General features: G+C 72.6%; 12 protein-coding genes. 8 read left to right on the forward strand and 4 right to left on the reverse strand.

What is annotated here, in order from left to right; all coding sequences use genetic code 11:
• Positions 1-40: 40 nt before the first annotated feature.
• On the forward strand, positions 41-1,138 hold the full coding sequence (locus WG212_RS10875) for an HPP family protein (RefSeq protein ID WP_337187115.1): 1,098 nt from the start codon (positions 41-43) through the stop codon (positions 1,136-1,138).
• A 16-nt stretch (positions 1,139-1,154) separates the two neighbouring features.
• Here the strand turns inward: WG212_RS10875 and WG212_RS10880 are convergent, their stop codons facing one another.
• Together WG212_RS10880 and WG212_RS10885 are read right to left on the reverse strand one after the other, a co-directional pair.
• Positions 1,155-2,087, reverse strand: coding sequence for a phytanoyl-CoA dioxygenase family protein (locus WG212_RS10880; protein ID WP_337187116.1), 933 nt, complete (start codon positions 2,085-2,087; stop codon positions 1,155-1,157).
• Positions 2,084-2,359, reverse strand: a complete 276-nt coding sequence (locus WG212_RS10885) for a hypothetical protein (protein ID WP_337187117.1) — start codon at positions 2,357-2,359, stop codon at positions 2,084-2,086. The genes WG212_RS10880 and WG212_RS10885 overlap by 4 nt, the downstream gene beginning before the upstream one ends.
• Positions 2,360-2,499: 140 nt before the next feature.
• Here WG212_RS10885 and WG212_RS10890 point away from each other — a divergent pair, with 140 nt between their 5' ends.
• The 3 genes from WG212_RS10890 to WG212_RS10900 all read left to right on the forward strand — a co-directional run bounded on the left by WG212_RS10890 (position 2,500) and on the right by WG212_RS10900 (position 5,867).
• Complete coding sequence (locus tag WG212_RS10890) at positions 2,500-3,279, forward strand: SDR family oxidoreductase (protein ID WP_337187118.1); 780 nt, start codon at positions 2,500-2,502, stop codon at positions 3,277-3,279.
• A gap of 10 nt (positions 3,280-3,289) precedes the next feature.
• Positions 3,290-4,084: an enoyl-CoA hydratase/isomerase family protein gene (locus tag WG212_RS10895; RefSeq protein ID WP_337187119.1), complete on the forward strand. Its 795-nt coding sequence runs from the start codon at positions 3,290-3,292 to the stop codon at positions 4,082-4,084.
• Positions 4,085-4,160: 76 nt separating this feature from the next.
• The gene (locus tag WG212_RS10900; protein WP_337187120.1) at positions 4,161-5,867 is read left to right on the forward strand and encodes an ATP-binding protein; all 1,707 of its coding nucleotides are present in this window, start codon (positions 4,161-4,163) and stop codon (positions 5,865-5,867) included.
• A gap of 15 nt (positions 5,868-5,882) precedes the next feature.
• On the opposite strand, the gene purU is transcribed toward WG212_RS10900, so the two are convergent.
• On the reverse strand, positions 5,883-6,725 hold the full coding sequence (gene purU / locus WG212_RS10905) for a formyltetrahydrofolate deformylase (RefSeq protein ID WP_337187121.1): 843 nt from the start codon (positions 6,723-6,725) through the stop codon (positions 5,883-5,885).
• 177 nt (positions 6,726-6,902) lie between these two features.
• Here purU and WG212_RS10910 point away from each other — a divergent pair, with 177 nt between their 5' ends.
• On the forward strand, positions 6,903-7,460 hold the full coding sequence (locus WG212_RS10910; RefSeq protein ID WP_337187122.1) for a hypothetical protein: 558 nt from the start codon (positions 6,903-6,905) through the stop codon (positions 7,458-7,460).
• A 4-nt stretch (positions 7,461-7,464) separates the two neighbouring features.
• Here the strand turns inward: WG212_RS10910 and WG212_RS10915 are convergent, their stop codons facing one another.
• Positions 7,465-8,175 carry a superoxide dismutase gene (locus WG212_RS10915; RefSeq protein WP_337187123.1) on the reverse strand — a complete coding sequence of 237 codons (711 nt, stop codon included), beginning with the start codon at positions 8,173-8,175 and terminating at the stop codon, positions 7,465-7,467.
• A gap of 347 nt (positions 8,176-8,522) precedes the next feature.
• Here WG212_RS10915 and WG212_RS10920 point away from each other — a divergent pair, with 347 nt between their 5' ends.
• The 3 genes from WG212_RS10920 to WG212_RS10930 are packed head-to-tail and all read left to right on the forward strand — an operon-like array spanning position 8,523 to position 15,948.
• Positions 8,523-10,076 carry a ShlB/FhaC/HecB family hemolysin secretion/activation protein gene (locus tag WG212_RS10920; RefSeq protein WP_337187124.1) on the forward strand — a complete coding sequence of 518 codons (1,554 nt, stop codon included), beginning with the start codon at positions 8,523-8,525 and terminating at the stop codon, positions 10,074-10,076.
• Positions 10,076-12,808: a filamentous hemagglutinin N-terminal domain-containing protein gene (locus WG212_RS10925; RefSeq protein ID WP_337187125.1), complete on the forward strand. Its 2,733-nt coding sequence runs from the start codon at positions 10,076-10,078 to the stop codon at positions 12,806-12,808. Before WG212_RS10920 ends, WG212_RS10925 begins: the two co-directional genes overlap by 1 nt.
• Complete coding sequence (locus WG212_RS10930) at positions 12,805-15,948, forward strand: CHAT domain-containing protein (RefSeq protein ID WP_337187126.1); 3,144 nt, start codon at positions 12,805-12,807, stop codon at positions 15,946-15,948. The genes WG212_RS10925 and WG212_RS10930 overlap by 4 nt, the downstream gene beginning before the upstream one ends.
• The last annotated feature ends 108 nt before the right edge of the window (positions 15,949-16,056 follow it).

Consider the following 16,056-nt stretch of genomic DNA (forward strand, 5'->3'; position numbering starts at 1 on the left):
GGTTGCAGTCTGCGCGGCGGAAGGCCAGAACCCCGCCCCGATGCGTCGCCACCTTTCCGCCGTGTTTCGCGGCCCGTCCCCGATCAAGCCGCGGGAAGCGGTGCGCGCCGCCGTCGGCGCCGGGCTGGGCGTCGTCGTCTGCGGGCTGCTGGCCCGCGCCGCGGTGGACGGCGGGCCGTCGCTGACGCCGCTGCTGGTCGCGCCCGTCGGGGCCTCTGCGGTGATGGTGTTCGCGATCCCGGCCAGCCCGCTGGCGCAGCCCCGGTCGGTGATCGGGGGCAATACGCTGGCCGCCGTGGTCGGCGTGGCCTGCGGCCTGACCTTCCGCGAACCCGCGCTGGCCGCGGCCGTGGCGGTGGGCGGGGCGCTGATGGTCATGGCGCTCCTGGGCTGCCTGCATCCGCCGGGCGGGGCGATCGCCCTGGGAGCCGCCCTGGCCGGGAGCTCGTCGCAGCCGGTCGGTTTCGACCACGCGCTGATCCCGGTAGGCCTGTGCTCGGTGCTGCTGGTGGCCCTGGCGATCGTCTACGGCCGGCTGACGGGCCACGCCTATCCGCACCGGGCGCCGGCGCGGGCCAATCGCCACCGGACGCGGGACGCGCCGGCGGCCCAGCGCCTGGGCTACACGCCGGCCGACCTGGACCGGGCGCTGGCGCAGTACGGCGAGCTGCTGGACGTGGACCGCGACGACCTGGACGCGCTGTTCCGACAGGTCGAGATCCAGGCGCACCGGCGGCTGCATTCGCAGATCTTCTGCGGCGAGATCATGTCGCGCGACGTGATCTCGGTGGCGCTGGAGCAGAGCGCCGAGAGCGCGCTGGCCTATCTGCAGCAGCGCGAGCTGCGCGCCGCGCCGGTGCTGGACGCCGACGGACGCCTGGCCGGGATGGCGCGCCGCGCCGAACTGCTGGCGGCCGGCGACCGGACGGTCGCGGCGGCGCTGGACCCCTTCGTGCACACGGTGGGGCCGGAGACGCCCATCGATGCGCTGCTGCCGATGCTGTCCAGCGGGTCGACCCACGAGGCCATGGTGCTCGACGGCGAGCGCCGCCTGGTGGGCATCATCACCCAGACCGACCTGCTGGCGGTCCTCTACCGCGCCCACGTCGTCGAAGCGGTGATGGCCAACGCCGCGTAGGACCGGCCCCGGCCCCTCAGGCGGCGGCCAGGTTCTCCAGGCGGGTGAGCCAGTAGTCGGCGTCGTAGCCGTCGTCGCCGGTGAGGTAGCGCCAGAGCTTGACGCGGTTGACCATCTCCAGCCGCCCGGTGTCGTCCTCGAACCAGGGCTCGGGGGTCATCAGGATCTGCTCCACCGACGGCGGCTGGGGGCCCTTGAGGTAGAAGATCGGCCGCTGCTGGCCTTGCGGCTCCAAGGTCGAGACGTCGAACTTCCGCACCTGGGGCTCGCGCGGGTTCATGCGGATCTTGAACATGGTGCGCGTCCGGTCCGAGCGGTTCACGCCGCCGCCGTGCCAGACGCCCGAGTGCAGGAAGAGGAGCGTGCCCGCCTCGCAGACCATGTGCTGCTGGCCGCGGACGTTCTGGTAGCGGGCCAGCGCCGCCTCGCTGACCTTGCGCAGGTGGGTGCCGGGGATGAAGCGCGTGCCGCCCATCTCGCGGGTCACGGCGTGCGGATAGTACATGATCTGCACGTCGAACGCCCGGCGCGGGTCGATGGTGGAGTCCTGGTGCGTGTGCTGCGAGACGTTCTCGCCGCCCGCGGCCTCGTGGTAGGCGGGCGGGAAGGTGACGTGCAGGAAGTGGTGGTCGAAGCGGGGATCGTCGCCCACCAGGCTGCGGATCGCGCCGGCCACGACGGGCAGCTCCAGCATCCGGGCCAGGGCCGAGCCCTGGGCGTAGGCGCGGGCCAGCGGCGTGCCCGCCGGCGTCTCGGGGATGTCGGCCTCGGCCAGCATCCGGCCGTAGGCGGCGCGCAGCTTGCGGCCGGGCTCGGGGGCGGCCACCTCGCCCACCTCGTCCAGGAACTGGCGGTTGATGTCGTCGGGGACCACGGCGTCGAAGCGCAGGAAGCCGCGGGCGGCGAAGCTGGCCATCTGATGCGCCGAGAGCAGGGGAAGGCCGGTCATGGGACAACCTCTTCGAGCTGTTCGAACCAGAACTCGTACTTCAGGTAGCTGACGTCGAACTCGGCGCCGGGGACGTGGGGGTTGAGCTGGGAGGCCTGGAACAGGCGCCAGCCGTCCTTCAGGGCGTCGAGGCCGGTGCGGTAGGGCGGCTCCTCGCTGTCGCCGGCCATGTGGCGCTCACGGCCCGTGCCGTCGTAGCGGGACCAGCCGACGACGGTGGAATCCAGCGCCGAGTTGGAGAGGTAGAGCACCAGCACGCTCTGTCGCCGCATTCCGTTTCCCCCATCGGCCCGAGGGTGGCGCCGCGGCGGCGGAAGGGAAAGGGCGACGCCACGGAAAGGCAGGCTGACGCTTGACCTCCCCTAGGGGCGCCCGCGACAAGTCGCGCCAACAATCGTGGAGGATATCCGAGATGGCGTTCAAACCCTTCGACCTGACCGGCAAGGTCGCGCTGGTGACCGGCGGCAACGGCGGCATCGGCCTGGGGATGGCCGAGGGGCTGGCGGCGGCGGGCGCCAAGGTGGCGATCTGGGGCCAGAACCCGGAGAAGAACGCCAAGGCCGAGGCGGCGCTGAAGGCGCATGGCGGCGAGGTGCTGGTCCAGAAGGTGGACGTGGCCGACGAGGCCTCCATCGTCGCGGGCGTCGCCGAGGTGCTGAAGACCTTCGGCCGCCTGGACTTCGTGGCCGCCAACGCCGGCATCGGCGGCGGGGCGCCGTTCGAGGAGATGACCACCGAGAAGTGGCGTCGGGTGACGACGGTGAACCTGGACGCCGTGTTCTGGACGTTCCGCGAGGCGGCCAAGCACATGGTGGAGCGCGCGAAGGCCGGCGATCGCGGGGGTTCGCTGGTGGTCACGTCGTCCACCTCGGCCATCCATGGCGCGCCGCGGAACCAGGCCTATGCCTCGACCAAGGGCGCGGTGCTGTCGATGGTCCGCGGGCTGGCCGTCGAGTACGCCCGCCACGGCATCCGGGCCAACTCGATCCTGCCCGGCTGGATCGCCACCGACATGACCTCGGGCCTGCAGGCCAACGACAAGTTCAACGACAAGGCCATCGGCCGGGTGCCCATGCGGCGCTGGGGCGAGGGCGACGACTTCTCGGGCATCGCGGTCTACCTGGCCTCGGACGCCTCGAAGTTCCACACGGGCGACAGCTTCGTCATCGACGGCGGCTACACCATCTTCTGAGGAGGTCGCCGTGGCCGACCGCTACGCCCGCTACGTGCGGCTGAAGTTCGAGCGGCCCGCCGAGGGCGTGCTGCGGATCGTGATGAGCAATCCCGGCCGCCTGAACGCGGCCGACGCCGACATGCACCGCGAACTGGCCGAGGTGTGGCGCGACGTGGACGCCGACCCGGACGCGCGCTGCGCCATCCTGACCGGGGAGGGGAGCGCGTTCTCGGCCGGCGGCGACTTCGAGATGATCCAGGGGATCGTCGACGACTTCGAGGTCCGCGCGCGGGTGATGCGCGAGGCGCGCGACATCGTCATGAACATGGTCGACTGCCAGACGCCGGTGGTCAGCGCGATGCGCGGCGTGGCGGTGGGCGCGGGCCTGGTCTGCGGCCTGCTGGCCGACGTCTCGATCGCCACGCCCGACTGCCGGATCATCGACGGGCACACGCGGCTGGGCGTGGCGGCGGGCGACCATGCGGCGATCGTCTGGCCGCTGCTGTGCGGCATGGCCAAGGCGAAATACTACCTGCTGACCTGCGACCCGCTGGACGGGGCCGAGGCCGAACGGATCGGCCTGATCTCGCTGGTGGCCGAGGACGCCGAGCTGGACGCCCGGGCGCTGGCGGTGGCGACCAAGCTGGCGAACGGCGCGCCGCGGGCCATCGCCTGGACCAAGCACGCCCTGAACCACTGGCTGCGCAGCGCCGGGCCGGCGTTCGACGCCTCGCTGGCGCTGGAGTTCCTGGGCTTCACAGGGCCAGAGGCGGCCGAAGGCCTGGCCTCGCACAGGGAGAAGCGCAAGCCGAAGTTCGTGTGAACGCGGCCGTTAACCCGACGCTTCCCTGACCGGGGTCATGATGCGCCCTTCTCGGTCTCTGGGGAGGGCGCCGACGATGACCGGATCCTACACGCTCCTGGCCGCCGTGCGGCGCAAGGAACTGCCGACGCGGCTGGTGCTGGCCGCGGCGCTGGCGGGCATCGGCTACTGGCTGGCGCCTTCGGTCTGGCCGGCGGCGTGGTTTGCGCTGGTGGTCGTGACCCAGTTCGCCGACTGGGCCGTCTATCGCGGCATCACCCGCGAGCCGGACACCCGGCGGACGACGGTCTGGGTGCTGGCCACCTTCGCGTCGACGGCGGTCTACACCTCGCTGGGCGCCTACCTGTGGCTGGCCGGCGGGCAGGCGGGTCAGCTCTTCGGGATGCTGATCTCGGCCGGCGGGCTGCTGCACGTGACGATCCACATGCACCACGTGAAGTCGCTGCTGATGGCCGCGGCCCTCCCGCACGCGCTGGTGTTCTTCTCGATGCCGCTTCGCGGCGTGCTGGCCGGCGACGTCCACATGTGGGCCCTGGTGGCCGGCGCGGTGATGTATGTGGCCCACCTGCTGGTGGCCTTCCGCCAGGCGAACTCCACCACGCGCCAGCTGGCCGACGAACGCAACCGCGCCGAGCAGGCCAGCAAGGCCAAGTCGGATTTCCTGGCGACGATCAGCCATGAGATCCGCACACCGATGAACGCCATCGTGACGGCGGCGCACCTGCTGCGCGGCTCGCGCCTGAACAAGGCCCAGCGCGAGCAGGTGGAGATCCTGACCGACGCCAACGACGTGCTGCTGAGCCTGCTGAACGACGTGCTGGACCTGTCGAAGATCGAAGCCGGCAAGATGGCCCTGGAGTACGCCGACGTGGACCTGCGGCGCACGGTCCAGGGGCTGCACCGCCTGTGGCGTCCGCGGGCGGCGGCCAAGGGGCTGGAGCTGAGGCTGGAGATGGCCGACGACGCGCCCGCCGCCGTCTCGCTGGATCCCCTGCGCCTGAAGCAGATCCTCTCGAACCTGATCTCCAACGCCGTGAAGTTCACCCAGAAGGGGGCGGTCACGATCCGGCTCGCGGCCGAGGCGCGCGGCGACGGCGAGGTCCTGGTCTTCGACGTGGCGGACACCGGGGCCGGGATTGCGCCCGAAGCGGCGGAGCGGCTGTTCGACGCCTTCGAGCAGGGCGAGGCCGGCACCACACGCAAGCACGGCGGCAGCGGCCTGGGGCTGGCGATCAGCCGCCGGCTGGCCACCCTGATGGGGGGCGGCCTGGGGGTGGAGAGCGAACCGGGGCATGGCTCGACCTTCCGGCTGGTCCTGCCGCTGGTCCGCAGCGTGGCGGACACCGAGGCGGCTCCCGAGGATGCGGCCGCCGGCGGCGAGGACGCGCTCCGGAACATGGAGGTGCTGGTGGCCGAGGATCATCCGGTGAACCAGCGCGTGCTGGAGTTGCTGCTGGCGCCGCTGGGGTGCCGGCTGACGTTCTGCGAGGATGGCGGCAAGGCCGTCGACCTGGCGGCGGGGCGGCCGTTCGACGCGATCCTGATGGACATGCAGATGCCGGTGCTGGACGGGCTGGAAGCCACGCGCCGGATCAAGGCCGGCGGCGGGCCGAACGCCGGGACCCGGGTGATCGCGCTGACGGCCAACGCCCTGGAGCATCACCGCGCCGCCTGGGCCGAGGTGGGGGTGGAGGCGTTCGTGAGCAAGCCGATCGACGCGGGCCAGCTCGTCGCCGCGCTGACGCGGGCGGCGACGGACGCGGCGGTGCGGCAGGCGGCCTGAGCGCCTCGAACTCCCTCAGTCGGTGAAGACGACGGTCTTGCGGCCGTTGAGGAGGACCCGGTCCTCGAGGAACCAGCGGACGGCCCGGGCCAGGACGCGGCGCTCGATGTCGCGGCCCTTGCGGACCAGGGCGGCGGGCGTGTCGCGATGGCTGATGCGCTCGACGTCCTGTTCGATGATCGGGCCTTCGTCGAGGTCGGCGGTGACGAAATGGGCGGTGGCGCCGATCACCTTCACGCCGCGGCTGTGGGCCTGGTGATAGGGACGCGCGCCCTTGAAGCCCGGCAGGAACGAGTGGTGGATGTTGATGCAGCGCCCCTCCAGCTTCCCGGCCAGGTCCGCCGAGAGCACCTGCATGTAGCGCGCGAGCACCACGAGTTCGGTTCCCGTCTCCTGGACCAGCTTCCAGAGCCGGGCCTCCTGCTCGGGCTTCGTCTCGGCCGTCACGGGCAGGTGGCGGAAGGCCACGCCCTGGAGGTCGGTGTGGGGATAGGTCGAGGCCGGGTGGTTGGAGACCACGGCGGTGATGTCCATCGGCAGCTCGCCCTGGCGCCAGCGCCACATGAGGTCGGCCAGGCAGTGGTCCTGCTGCGACGCCAGGATCATGACCCGGCGGCGCTCCCTGCGACCCCGCAGCGTCCAGGTCATGTCGTGGTCGTCGGCCAGCGGCTGGAAATGGGCGCGCCAGGCGTCCACGCCGGCGTCGCCCGGATCGAACACCACGCGCATGAAGAAGCGACCGGTCTCCTGGTCGTCGTACTGCTGGGCGTCGAGGATGTTGGCTCCGCGCTCGAAGAGGAGCGTCGAGACGCGGGACACGATGCCGGGGCGGTCGTTGCAGGAGAGGGTGAGTATCATCGCGCGGGGCCTCTGCACGCCCCGCGCGGAGGCCGTCAAGCGCCTGATCTCCGAAAGGACCGATCGGCGCAACGCCGGCGAACGCCCGGCGCGCCGCGATCCCGCATTGCGGCCACGCCTGTTCGGCGCGAAGACTGGCCCTGAAGACTGGCCATCTTGCACAGGATCGAGGCCCGAATGCGGATCACCCACGCCCTCGCCATCGCGGTCCTGGCCGTCCCGATCGGGACGGCCCCCGCGCCGGCGGCCGCCCAGCCGGCGTCGCCGGCCGACGCCTGTTCGCTGGCGATCCGCTACGCGGTCCAGGACCGGTTCCCCCAGGCGCGGGGCGTGCGCATCCGCAGCGCCGACGTGAACCAGGGCGGGCGCAACCAGGCGCGCGTCTCGGGCCGGGGGGAGTTCGAGGACCGCAACGGCGGCGAGGCCCGGTTCCAGTACGGCTGCACCTACAACCACCGCAGCGGCCGCACGTCGCAGCTCGACATCAGCGACGTCCACCACAAGGACGGCGGGTCGAACGGGGCGGCGGTGGCGGGCCTGGTGATCGGCGCCATCGTCCTGGGGGCCATCGTCGCGGGGAGCAACAAGGACAAGGACCGGGACCGGGACGACGACTGGCGCAACGACGAGGTGTGGAGTCCCGCCAGCGGCGTGCGCTGCGTCCAGCGCGAGCGCGCCTGCTACAAGAACGGGCGCTTTTCGCAGTCGTGGACCGACCGGATCTTCTACCGCTGAGCGGTCAGGCGCCGGCCCGGCGCTCGCCAGCCTTGTCCTTGGCCGCCTTGTCCTTGGCGGCCTTGCTCCTGGAGGCGTCGCCGACGGGCGGGGGGTAGCGGAAGCCTTCGCCGCGGCTTCCTGCGGCCGCGAGCTGTTCCGCGGCGAAGTCCCAGTCGGCGAGGTTGTCGAACCAGCGCTCCAGGAACCGCTTCCGGTCGTTCTTGTGGTCCAGGTAGTAGGCGTGCTCCCAGACGTCGCAGACCAGGAGGGGATAGATCCCGTCCTTGACCAGGGTGTCGTCGGCGTCGTGGGTGGAGATGACCTTCAGGCCGTCAGACCCCGTCACCAGCCAGGCCCATCCCGAGCCGAAGTGGCCGGCGCCCTCGGCGACGAAGGCGGCGCGCAGGTCGTCCAGGCCGCCGAACGCCGATTCGATCGCGGACTTCAGGTCGCCTGAGGGGCCCTTGCCCCCGGTGGGGCGCATCGAGCGCCAGAAGAAGGCGTGGTTCCAGGCCTGGGCGGCGTTGTTGAACAGCGACTTGTCGCCCTTGCGGTGCGCCTCGCGCACCACCTCTTCCAGGGGCTTGCCGGCCAGGCCCGCCTTGGGCGCGAGGTCGTTGGTCTTGTCGACGTAGGTCTTGTGGTGCTTGCCGTGGTGGGTGCGCAGGGTGTCGGCCGACATGAGCGGCGCGAGCGCGTCTTCGGCGTAGGGGAGGTCGGGCAGGACGTACATGGCAGGCTCCGGAGGAAGGCCGTGGAAAGCTTCGACCTCTCCAACACCCGCCGGCGCGAGCCGTTCCGGGGCGGCGCCGAGATTCCCATTGCGCATCCCCCCTGGAACAGTGTGAATTGCGCCGAGTCGGAAGGAGGGCTGGCCCGCAGCCATCCTTGTGACGAACCAGACCTCCGAGAGGGGGTCGCCGGCGTCGACACGGGACGCCCCAGGGGTTGGATATGGGGGCTTACCGAGCGCTTTCAGGCGCTGCGGCGACGCTTGCGTTCGCCGTAGCGCCAGCCGTGGCGCATGCGCAGTCGACGACACAGTCAAGACAGGAACTGAACCCGGCGGGGCGCACGCAGATGCAGGCGCCGCCGGCGGCCGACCTGTTCAGCGCGCCGGGCGCCGGGCCGTGCCCGCTGGCCGAGAATCCGGCCGCGCTGACCGTCACCTCCGTGACGTTGAGGGGGCTGGAGTCGGTTCCGGCGGCCGAGCTGGCGCCCGCCTATGCGGCGTTCCTGAACCGGCCGGACGGGGACGCGGGCGACCTCTGCAAGATCCGCGACGCGGTGGCCGAGGCCCTGTTCGACCGCGGCTTCCTCGTGCGGGTCGAGATTCCTGCCCAGACGATCGATGGCGGGGCCGTGACCCTGGAGGTGATCGAGGCGCGGGTCGCCAACGTCACGCTGCGGGGCGACCCGGGCCCGGCGGCGCCGGCGCTGGAGCGCTACGCCGAGCGGCTGCGCGGCATGGCGCCCTTCGATATCGCCCGCGTGCAGCGCTACATCCTGCTGGCCTCCGACGTGCCGGGGATGAAGGTGCGGGCCTCGGTGCGCCCCAGCACGTCGGGCGAGCGTGGGGCGGTGGACCTGGACCTCCATGTCGTGCGCGACGAGGAGGAGGCGATCGTCAACGCCCAGAACCTGCAGGCGCGGGCCACGGGGCGGTGGGGGTTCCTCGGCCGCTACGACCTGAATGCGCGCAGCCGCTACGGCGAACGGACCACACTGGTCTTCTATCGCACCATCAAGAACGAGCAGTGGGTGGCCCAGGGGCTGACCGAGGCCCGTTTCGGCTCCGAGGGCCTGGTGGTGCGCGGCGGCCTCGCCTATGGCGAAAGCCACCCCGGCGGGGCGCTGGCGGGGCTGGGCCTGAAGAGCGAGAGCCTGATCGGATCGGTGGAGGCGGCCTATCCGCTGGTGCGCAGCCGGCGGAAGAACATCTGGGTGGCCGGCGGGGTCGAGGTGATCGACCAGACCACGAGCCTGGGCGGGGCGGCCAAGCTCATCGACGACGAGCTGCGCGTGGCCTATGTGCGGGCCGAGGGGGACCAGACCGTCTACTACGGCTACCGGCCGGTCCTGCTGCGCGGCCAGGTCGGGCTGCGCCAGGGCCTCAACGTCTTCGGGGCGACCGACAAGGGCGACCGGCTGCTGTCGCGCGCCGAGGCCCGGCCCTCGACCTGGAGCCTGACGGCCGAGGGCTCGATCCTCACGATGCTGACGCCCACGCTCGCGGCCTATGTCGAGGTGTCGGGACAGTATGCGGGCAAGCCCCTGGCGGCGTACGAGGAATTCTCGGTGGGCTCGCTCACCGTGGGGCGCGGCTACGATCCGGGCTACATCACCGGCGACAAGGCCCTGGCCGCGTCGTTCGAGCTGCGCGGCGGGCCGTACCAGCCGCGGGCGGGCCTGACGGTCAGCCCGTACGCGTTCTTCGACATCGCCCATACCAGCGACCACGACCGGACCGGCTACAGCCAGACCCTGACGTCGGTCGGCGTCGGCGTGCAGATCCCCGTGCGGGAGCGCTGGACGCTGGACGTCGGCTACGCGCAGCCGCTGGACAAGCGCGCCATCGACCGCAGCAAGCCCCCGGGGCGGCTGCTCGTCAACTTCACCGCGAGGTTCTTCTGATGCCTGCCTCGACACGTCTCCGCCGGCTGGCCGCCGGCGTGGCCCTCGCCGCCCTCACGGCCGCGGCCCTGGCCCCGAACGGGGCCGCCGCCCTGCCGGTCTACAGCGGCGACTTCCAGGTCAGCGCCGGCGGCGGCGCGCCCTTCATCAACACCCTGGGGTCCGACCTGGTGATCGTGGACCTCAACGCGCCGCGGACCATCATCGACTGGACCAGCTTCAACCTGGCGGCGGGCGAAGTCGTCTCCTACGCCTTCGAACAGAACAACTGGATCGCGCTCAACCGCGTGCCGAGCGGCCCCATCGAGATCGACGGGTTCATCAGCGCCGCGCGCAGCGCCGGGTTTCCGCTGGACACCGGCGCGACCGCGGGCGGCAACGTCTGGTTCTATTCGCCCGACGGCGTGATCTTCGGCCCCAACGCCCGGGCCAACGTGGGCGGCCTGCTGGCCACCAGCGCGGCGGTCAATCCGGCCCAGTTCCTGAACCCGTCGAACCTGACCATGCGCTTCACGGGGTCCGGCGGCGGCGGGCCGGTCACGATCGCCGGCGGCGGCACGTTCACGGGGCGGGGCCACCTGGCCTTCGTGGCCCCGCGGGTGACGTCCGAGGCGGGCGCCACGATCAACGCGGGCGACCTGGGCACGGCCGCCTATGGCGGGGTGGACACCTACGACATCACCTTCATCCCGATCGGCGACAACGACCTGGCGTTCTTCACCTTCCAGGTGCCGAGCGCCGCGGCCGGGACCCCGTTCTCCGAGGCGCTGAACCTGGCGGGCCAGACCACGGGCGCCAACGTCTACCTGCTGGCCATGAGCCGGGCCGCGGTGACCAGCCAGCTGATCAATGCGCCGGGCCTCCTGGTGGGGGCGTCGTCCGAGACCCGCTACGGCCAAGTCACCATCTCGACCGGCCGCAACATCGTGCTGGGCCAGGTGGGCCACGGCGAGGAGACCCAGCAGGTCGCGGGCGTCACGACCGGCTCGGTGCGCATCGGCGAGATCAACGCCATCGGCAACGTGAACATCTACCTGACCGGCACCGGCTCGATCGGCGACCTGACGGTGGACACCGGCGTCCGCGCCGGCCAGGGGCTGCTGATCGCGGCCAAGGACATCAGCGTCGGCTCGGGCGGCCTGTCCTCGGGCGACACCGGGATCAACTTCGGCAGCATGATCATCGACACGTCGGGATCGGTCAGCACGCCCCGCCTCACGGCGCGGACCGACATCTTCGTGACGCCCGGCGCCGCGGCCGCGGGCCGCCCGAACGGGCCGGGGGTGCTGGACGTCGGAGCGGTGACCGCGGGCGGCGAGATCCGCCTGATCGGCTCGTCCGTCACGGGCACGGTCCTGAATTCGGGGGGGCAGACCCAGATCTTCGCCACCCTGCCGGTCAACCTGTCGTCCCTGAGCACGGGCGGCTACACCCGGATCAGTTCCGAAGAGACGATCACCGTCGGCTCGGTGAGCGGCGTCGACCTGGACATCCGCTCGGCCCTCGGCGTCACGGCGAGTTCGCTCACGGGCTCGGCCTCGGTGCGGGTCGGCACCGGCGGCCCGGCCGTCATCAGTTCGATCTCGGGGCCGACCCTCAATCTCGAGGCGCCCTCGGCCCGGCTGGGAACGGTGTCCATCCCCGGCGAGGCGCGCATCCGCACGCGCAACCTGGACCTGCTCAGCAGCCTGACCGCGGGCGAGCTGATCCTGGAGCTGACCTCGCCTTCGGGGCCCCTCCTCATCGGGGGCGCGGACGATCCCGGCCTGACGGACGAGGAGATCGGACGCATCCAGGTGACCGGCGGCCTGACGATCTACGCCGGCCAGACGGCGACGACGATCAACGAGCCCGTCCTCACGTTCGCCGACATCGAGGTCGGCGACCTGACGATCGATCCCACCCGCATCCCGCGCCTGACCCTGGCGGCCAACTCGGGCCGGGAGGTCCGGATCGGCGGCGTGCTCAGCGTCACCGGGCCGGGCGGCGACCTCCAGATCGGCATGCCCGAGGCGGCCAGCCCCTGGGCGCCGGGCGCCATCATCCTGACCGGGTCGATCGGTTCGGCGTCGGGCGACGCGGTCGCCGGCTTCACCGACGTGCATGCGTTCCGGAGCGTCCGGATGCACGCGACGAACGACATCCTCATCGGCTCGCCCCGTTTCATCGACCTGATCTCGCCCGTGCCGGCGGACCAGATCGACATCGGCGCCGGACGTCCCGAGGGCGTGGCGCCCGTGGACGACGAGGTGGACCGGCTGTTCATGGTGGCGGGCGCGGTGACGCTCACGGCCAACGACCGCATCGTGCAGCAGAACACGGGCCTGACCACCGAGGCGGGCCTGTACCTCACGGGCGAGGGGATCGAGGCCAGCGAACCGCTGCTGACCGTCGGCCGGGCGCAGGTGGGCGACCTGTTCGGCGCGTTCGCCACCGCCGACGGGCTGCTCTCGATCGGCCGCGCCGGGGCGTTCTCGAGCCGGATCGTGCGCGAGCCTGGAGACACCACGGCCGGCGCGATCCGCATCAACGGCTGCCCGCTCGGCATCGGCTGCGCGACATTCACGCCGGCCAACCAGTTCCGGGTGGAGCAGTTCCGGCCAGCCGGCCCGCGGGGGGCGCTGGATCCGCCCATCCTGACCCCGCCGCCGCCGCCGGACGACGACGAACGCGAAGCGGAAGCCGTGACCACCGGCGCCGGCAACGAAGAGATCTGGCGGAGGGACCGATGAGCCCGCTCAAGACCTATGCGCTCCTGTCGGCGTCGTTCCTCGCCGTTGGGGCCACGCTGGCCGCCGGCCCCGCGCTGGGCCAGGTCCGGGGCGCGGCGCTTCCCGAGGTGTTCCCGCTGGGCCAGAGCGGCGCCAGCGGCGCCGTCTGCGAGGCCGTGCGCGACTACCAGGACCCGATGGGCCAGAGCGGCGAGGCGCGCGCCTGGCGTATCCGGTGCCGCGGCTACTCCACCACCCTGGGCCGCCTCTACCAGCTTCCGGCCACGCGGGCCGGGGCCTGGCGCGAGGCGCTGGCCGTGCGGGCGCAGTGCGCCCCGGCCCAGGCGGCGCCCGGCGGCCTGCCCGGCACGCTGGCGGCCTGTCGCCTGGGCGGAGCCGAGGGCGCGCCCTATGTCGTGTTCGCCGCCGAGGACGGCGGGGCGGTCACCGCGGTCGAAGGGCTGGCCCCGCTGTCCGACATCCTGGAGACCGGGCTGAAGGTGGCGTTGGGCCTGGCCAAGGCGCCCGCCTCGACGCAGGTCCAGACCTCGGCGGCCCAGGCCGAGATCGCGGCGGACTTCCCGAACATGGCGGGCCTGGCGGCTGCCGAGGCGGCGGCGGCGGTCGACCCCGAGCGCCTGCGCGCCCGCGGCTATGTCCAGAACAACGAGTGGCGGTTCGACGAGGCCGAGACGGCCTTCCGGGCGCTGGTCACCGAGGGCGAGGCGCGCAACGCCCCGCCGTCGCTGCGGGCCGAGGCGATGCTGAACCTGGCCATGAACATCTCCAACGGCGGCCGGTTCGAGGAGGCCGAGGCCTATTTCGCCGACGCCGAGGCGCTGATCCCGGCTGGCGACCTGACGACGCGCGCCCGGAGCCTGAACTATCGCGCGCTGCACGCCCGCAACCGCGGGCGGTTCGACGAGGCGGTGCGGCACGCCCGCGCGGCGCTCAGCCTGCGCGCCCAGGTCCATCCGCAGGGGACGGCGGCCACGGCGGCCGGTCCGGCGACCTCGGCGGTCGATGGCTCCCTGGTCATCGACGCCGGCACGGCGCGGCGGCTGAACGCGCCGTCGCCGGCCCAGAGCCAGATCGAGGCTCCGCGGGTGAGCCCGGCCGAACAGCTCGCCGTCCAGGACGCGCAGGCGTGGCAGGTGATCGGCACGTCCCTGGCGGCCCAGGGCCGGGTCGCGGAGGCGCGCCAGGCCCTGACGCGGGCCCAGGACATCCTGGTCCGCAGCGCCGCGCTGGGCCGGCTGACGGCCTGGCTCCAGAGCCGGGTGACGGCCGACCTCGCCGAACTGGACCTGCGCGAGGGGCGCGCCGCCCAGGCGGCGGCGGGCTATCAGCGCGCGCTCGGCCTCCTGCGCACGCGACATGCGGGCAGCACGGGCGAGGGGGCGCTGCTGCTGGACCTGGGCCGAGCCCAGGCGGCGGCGGGCCAGGACGACGTCGCCCTGGCCACGTTCGGGCGGGCGATGGAGATCTTCCGCGCCCAGCGGGGCGGGCTGGGCGACTCGGCCAACGCCTCGGCACCCTATTTCGACCTGCTGCTGAAGGCGATCGCGCGCGATCCGGGGCGGGCCGGCGAGTACGGCGCGCGTTTCTTCGACGCCAGCCAGACGGTGGTGTCCAGCGCCACGGCCGAGACGGTCAACCGCCTGGCCGCCCGCGTGGCGGCGGGCGACGGCCAGATCTCCGGCCTCTCCCGGGCGTTCGAGGACGCGCGGCGGCGGGTGCGCGCCACCGAGAGCCAGATCGCCGCGCTGCAGGCCGAGGGCCTCTATACCGACGACGTCCGCGCCCAGATGGAGATCATCCTGAACGTGGAGCAGGCCGAGGCCGACGGCCTGGAGGCCAGGATGCTGGCGGCCAATCCCCGCTACAACCAGCTCGTCGCGCCCGGCGCGTCGGCGGCCGAGATCCAGGCGGCGCTGAAGCCGGACGAGTCCTATGTGAAGCTGCTGCCCCTGGGCTCGCGCACCTACGGCGTCCTCCTCACGAAGACGGCGGTCCGGCCCTATGCGGTGGACATGGGGCGCGGCGAGGTGGACGCGGCGGTCCGGCGGCTGCGCGAACCGCTGGAGCCGACCGAGAGCCTGATCCCGTTCGACGCGGCCGCCTCGGCGGCGATGTTCGACAAGCTGTTCGGCCCGGTGAAGGCCGAGGTCCTGGCCTCGCGGCATCTGGTCTACGAGCCCGAGGGGCCGCTGGTCTCGCTGCCGGTGGCGCTGTTCGTCACCGACGCGGGCTCGATCCGCAAGGGCGCCGACGGCGAGACCGACTATGTCCGCACCGCGTGGCTGGGCAAGACCGTGAGCTCATCGCTGGCGGTCTCGGGCGCCAGCTTCCTGCAGTCGCGGGCCTTCGCGCCCTCGGCGGCCCGGCAACCCTACCTGGGTTTCGGCGACCCGGCGATGCCGCGGGCCGAGGCGCGGGCCTTCACCTCGGTCACGCGCTCGTTCGTCCGCCGCAGCGCGGCGCTGGAACGGGTGTGCGGCGAGACGCGCAACGCGCTCCTGCGGATGGAGGCCCTGCCCGAGACGGCCGCCGAGGTGCGGCAGGTGGGCGCCAGCCTGGGGACCCCCGGCGCCGTGGTCGTGGGCGCCGAGTTCACCGACGACGCCATCCGCGCCCGGAGCGACCTGAACGACTACCAGGTGCTCTATTTCGCCACCCACGGCCTCCTGCCGCAGCCCGACGCCTGCGTGCCCGAGCCGGCGCTGGTGACCTCGCTGGGGGGTGACGATTCGGACGCGCTGCTGGATTCGAGCGAGATCCTGAACCTCCGCATCGACGCCGATCTCGTGGTGCTGGCCGCGTGCGACACGGGGGGGCGTGGGGCCAGCGTGGACCGGACCGGCCTGACCGGCGGCGGCGAGGCCCTGGGCGGGCTGACCCGGGCGATGGTCTATGCCGGCTCGCGGGCCATGGTCGTGTCGCACTGGTCGGTGGATTCCGAGGCCTCGGTGCGGCTGATGACGGGCCTGTTCGCCTCGGCCGCGCCCAGCATGGCCGAGGCGCTGCAGCAGTCGCAGGCGGCGCTCCAGGCCGACGCCGAGCACGCCCACCCCTACTTCTGGGCGCCGTTCACCCTGGTGGGCGACGGGGCGCGGGCGCTGCCGGCCCTTGCGCGGCGGACGCAGACCGCCGCGCGTTAGCCGCGGAAAAAGGGGCGCGGCGGACGCAGACCGCCGCGCGTTAGCCGCGGAAAAGGGGCGCGGCGGATACGCCGCGCGGGGGCCGGGACGTGGAAGACGCGGCGGCGG

Origin of the sequence: Phenylobacterium sp., assembly GCF_037189685.1 — a bacterium.
Taxonomy (GTDB): Bacteria; Pseudomonadota; Alphaproteobacteria; order Caulobacterales; family Caulobacteraceae; genus Phenylobacterium.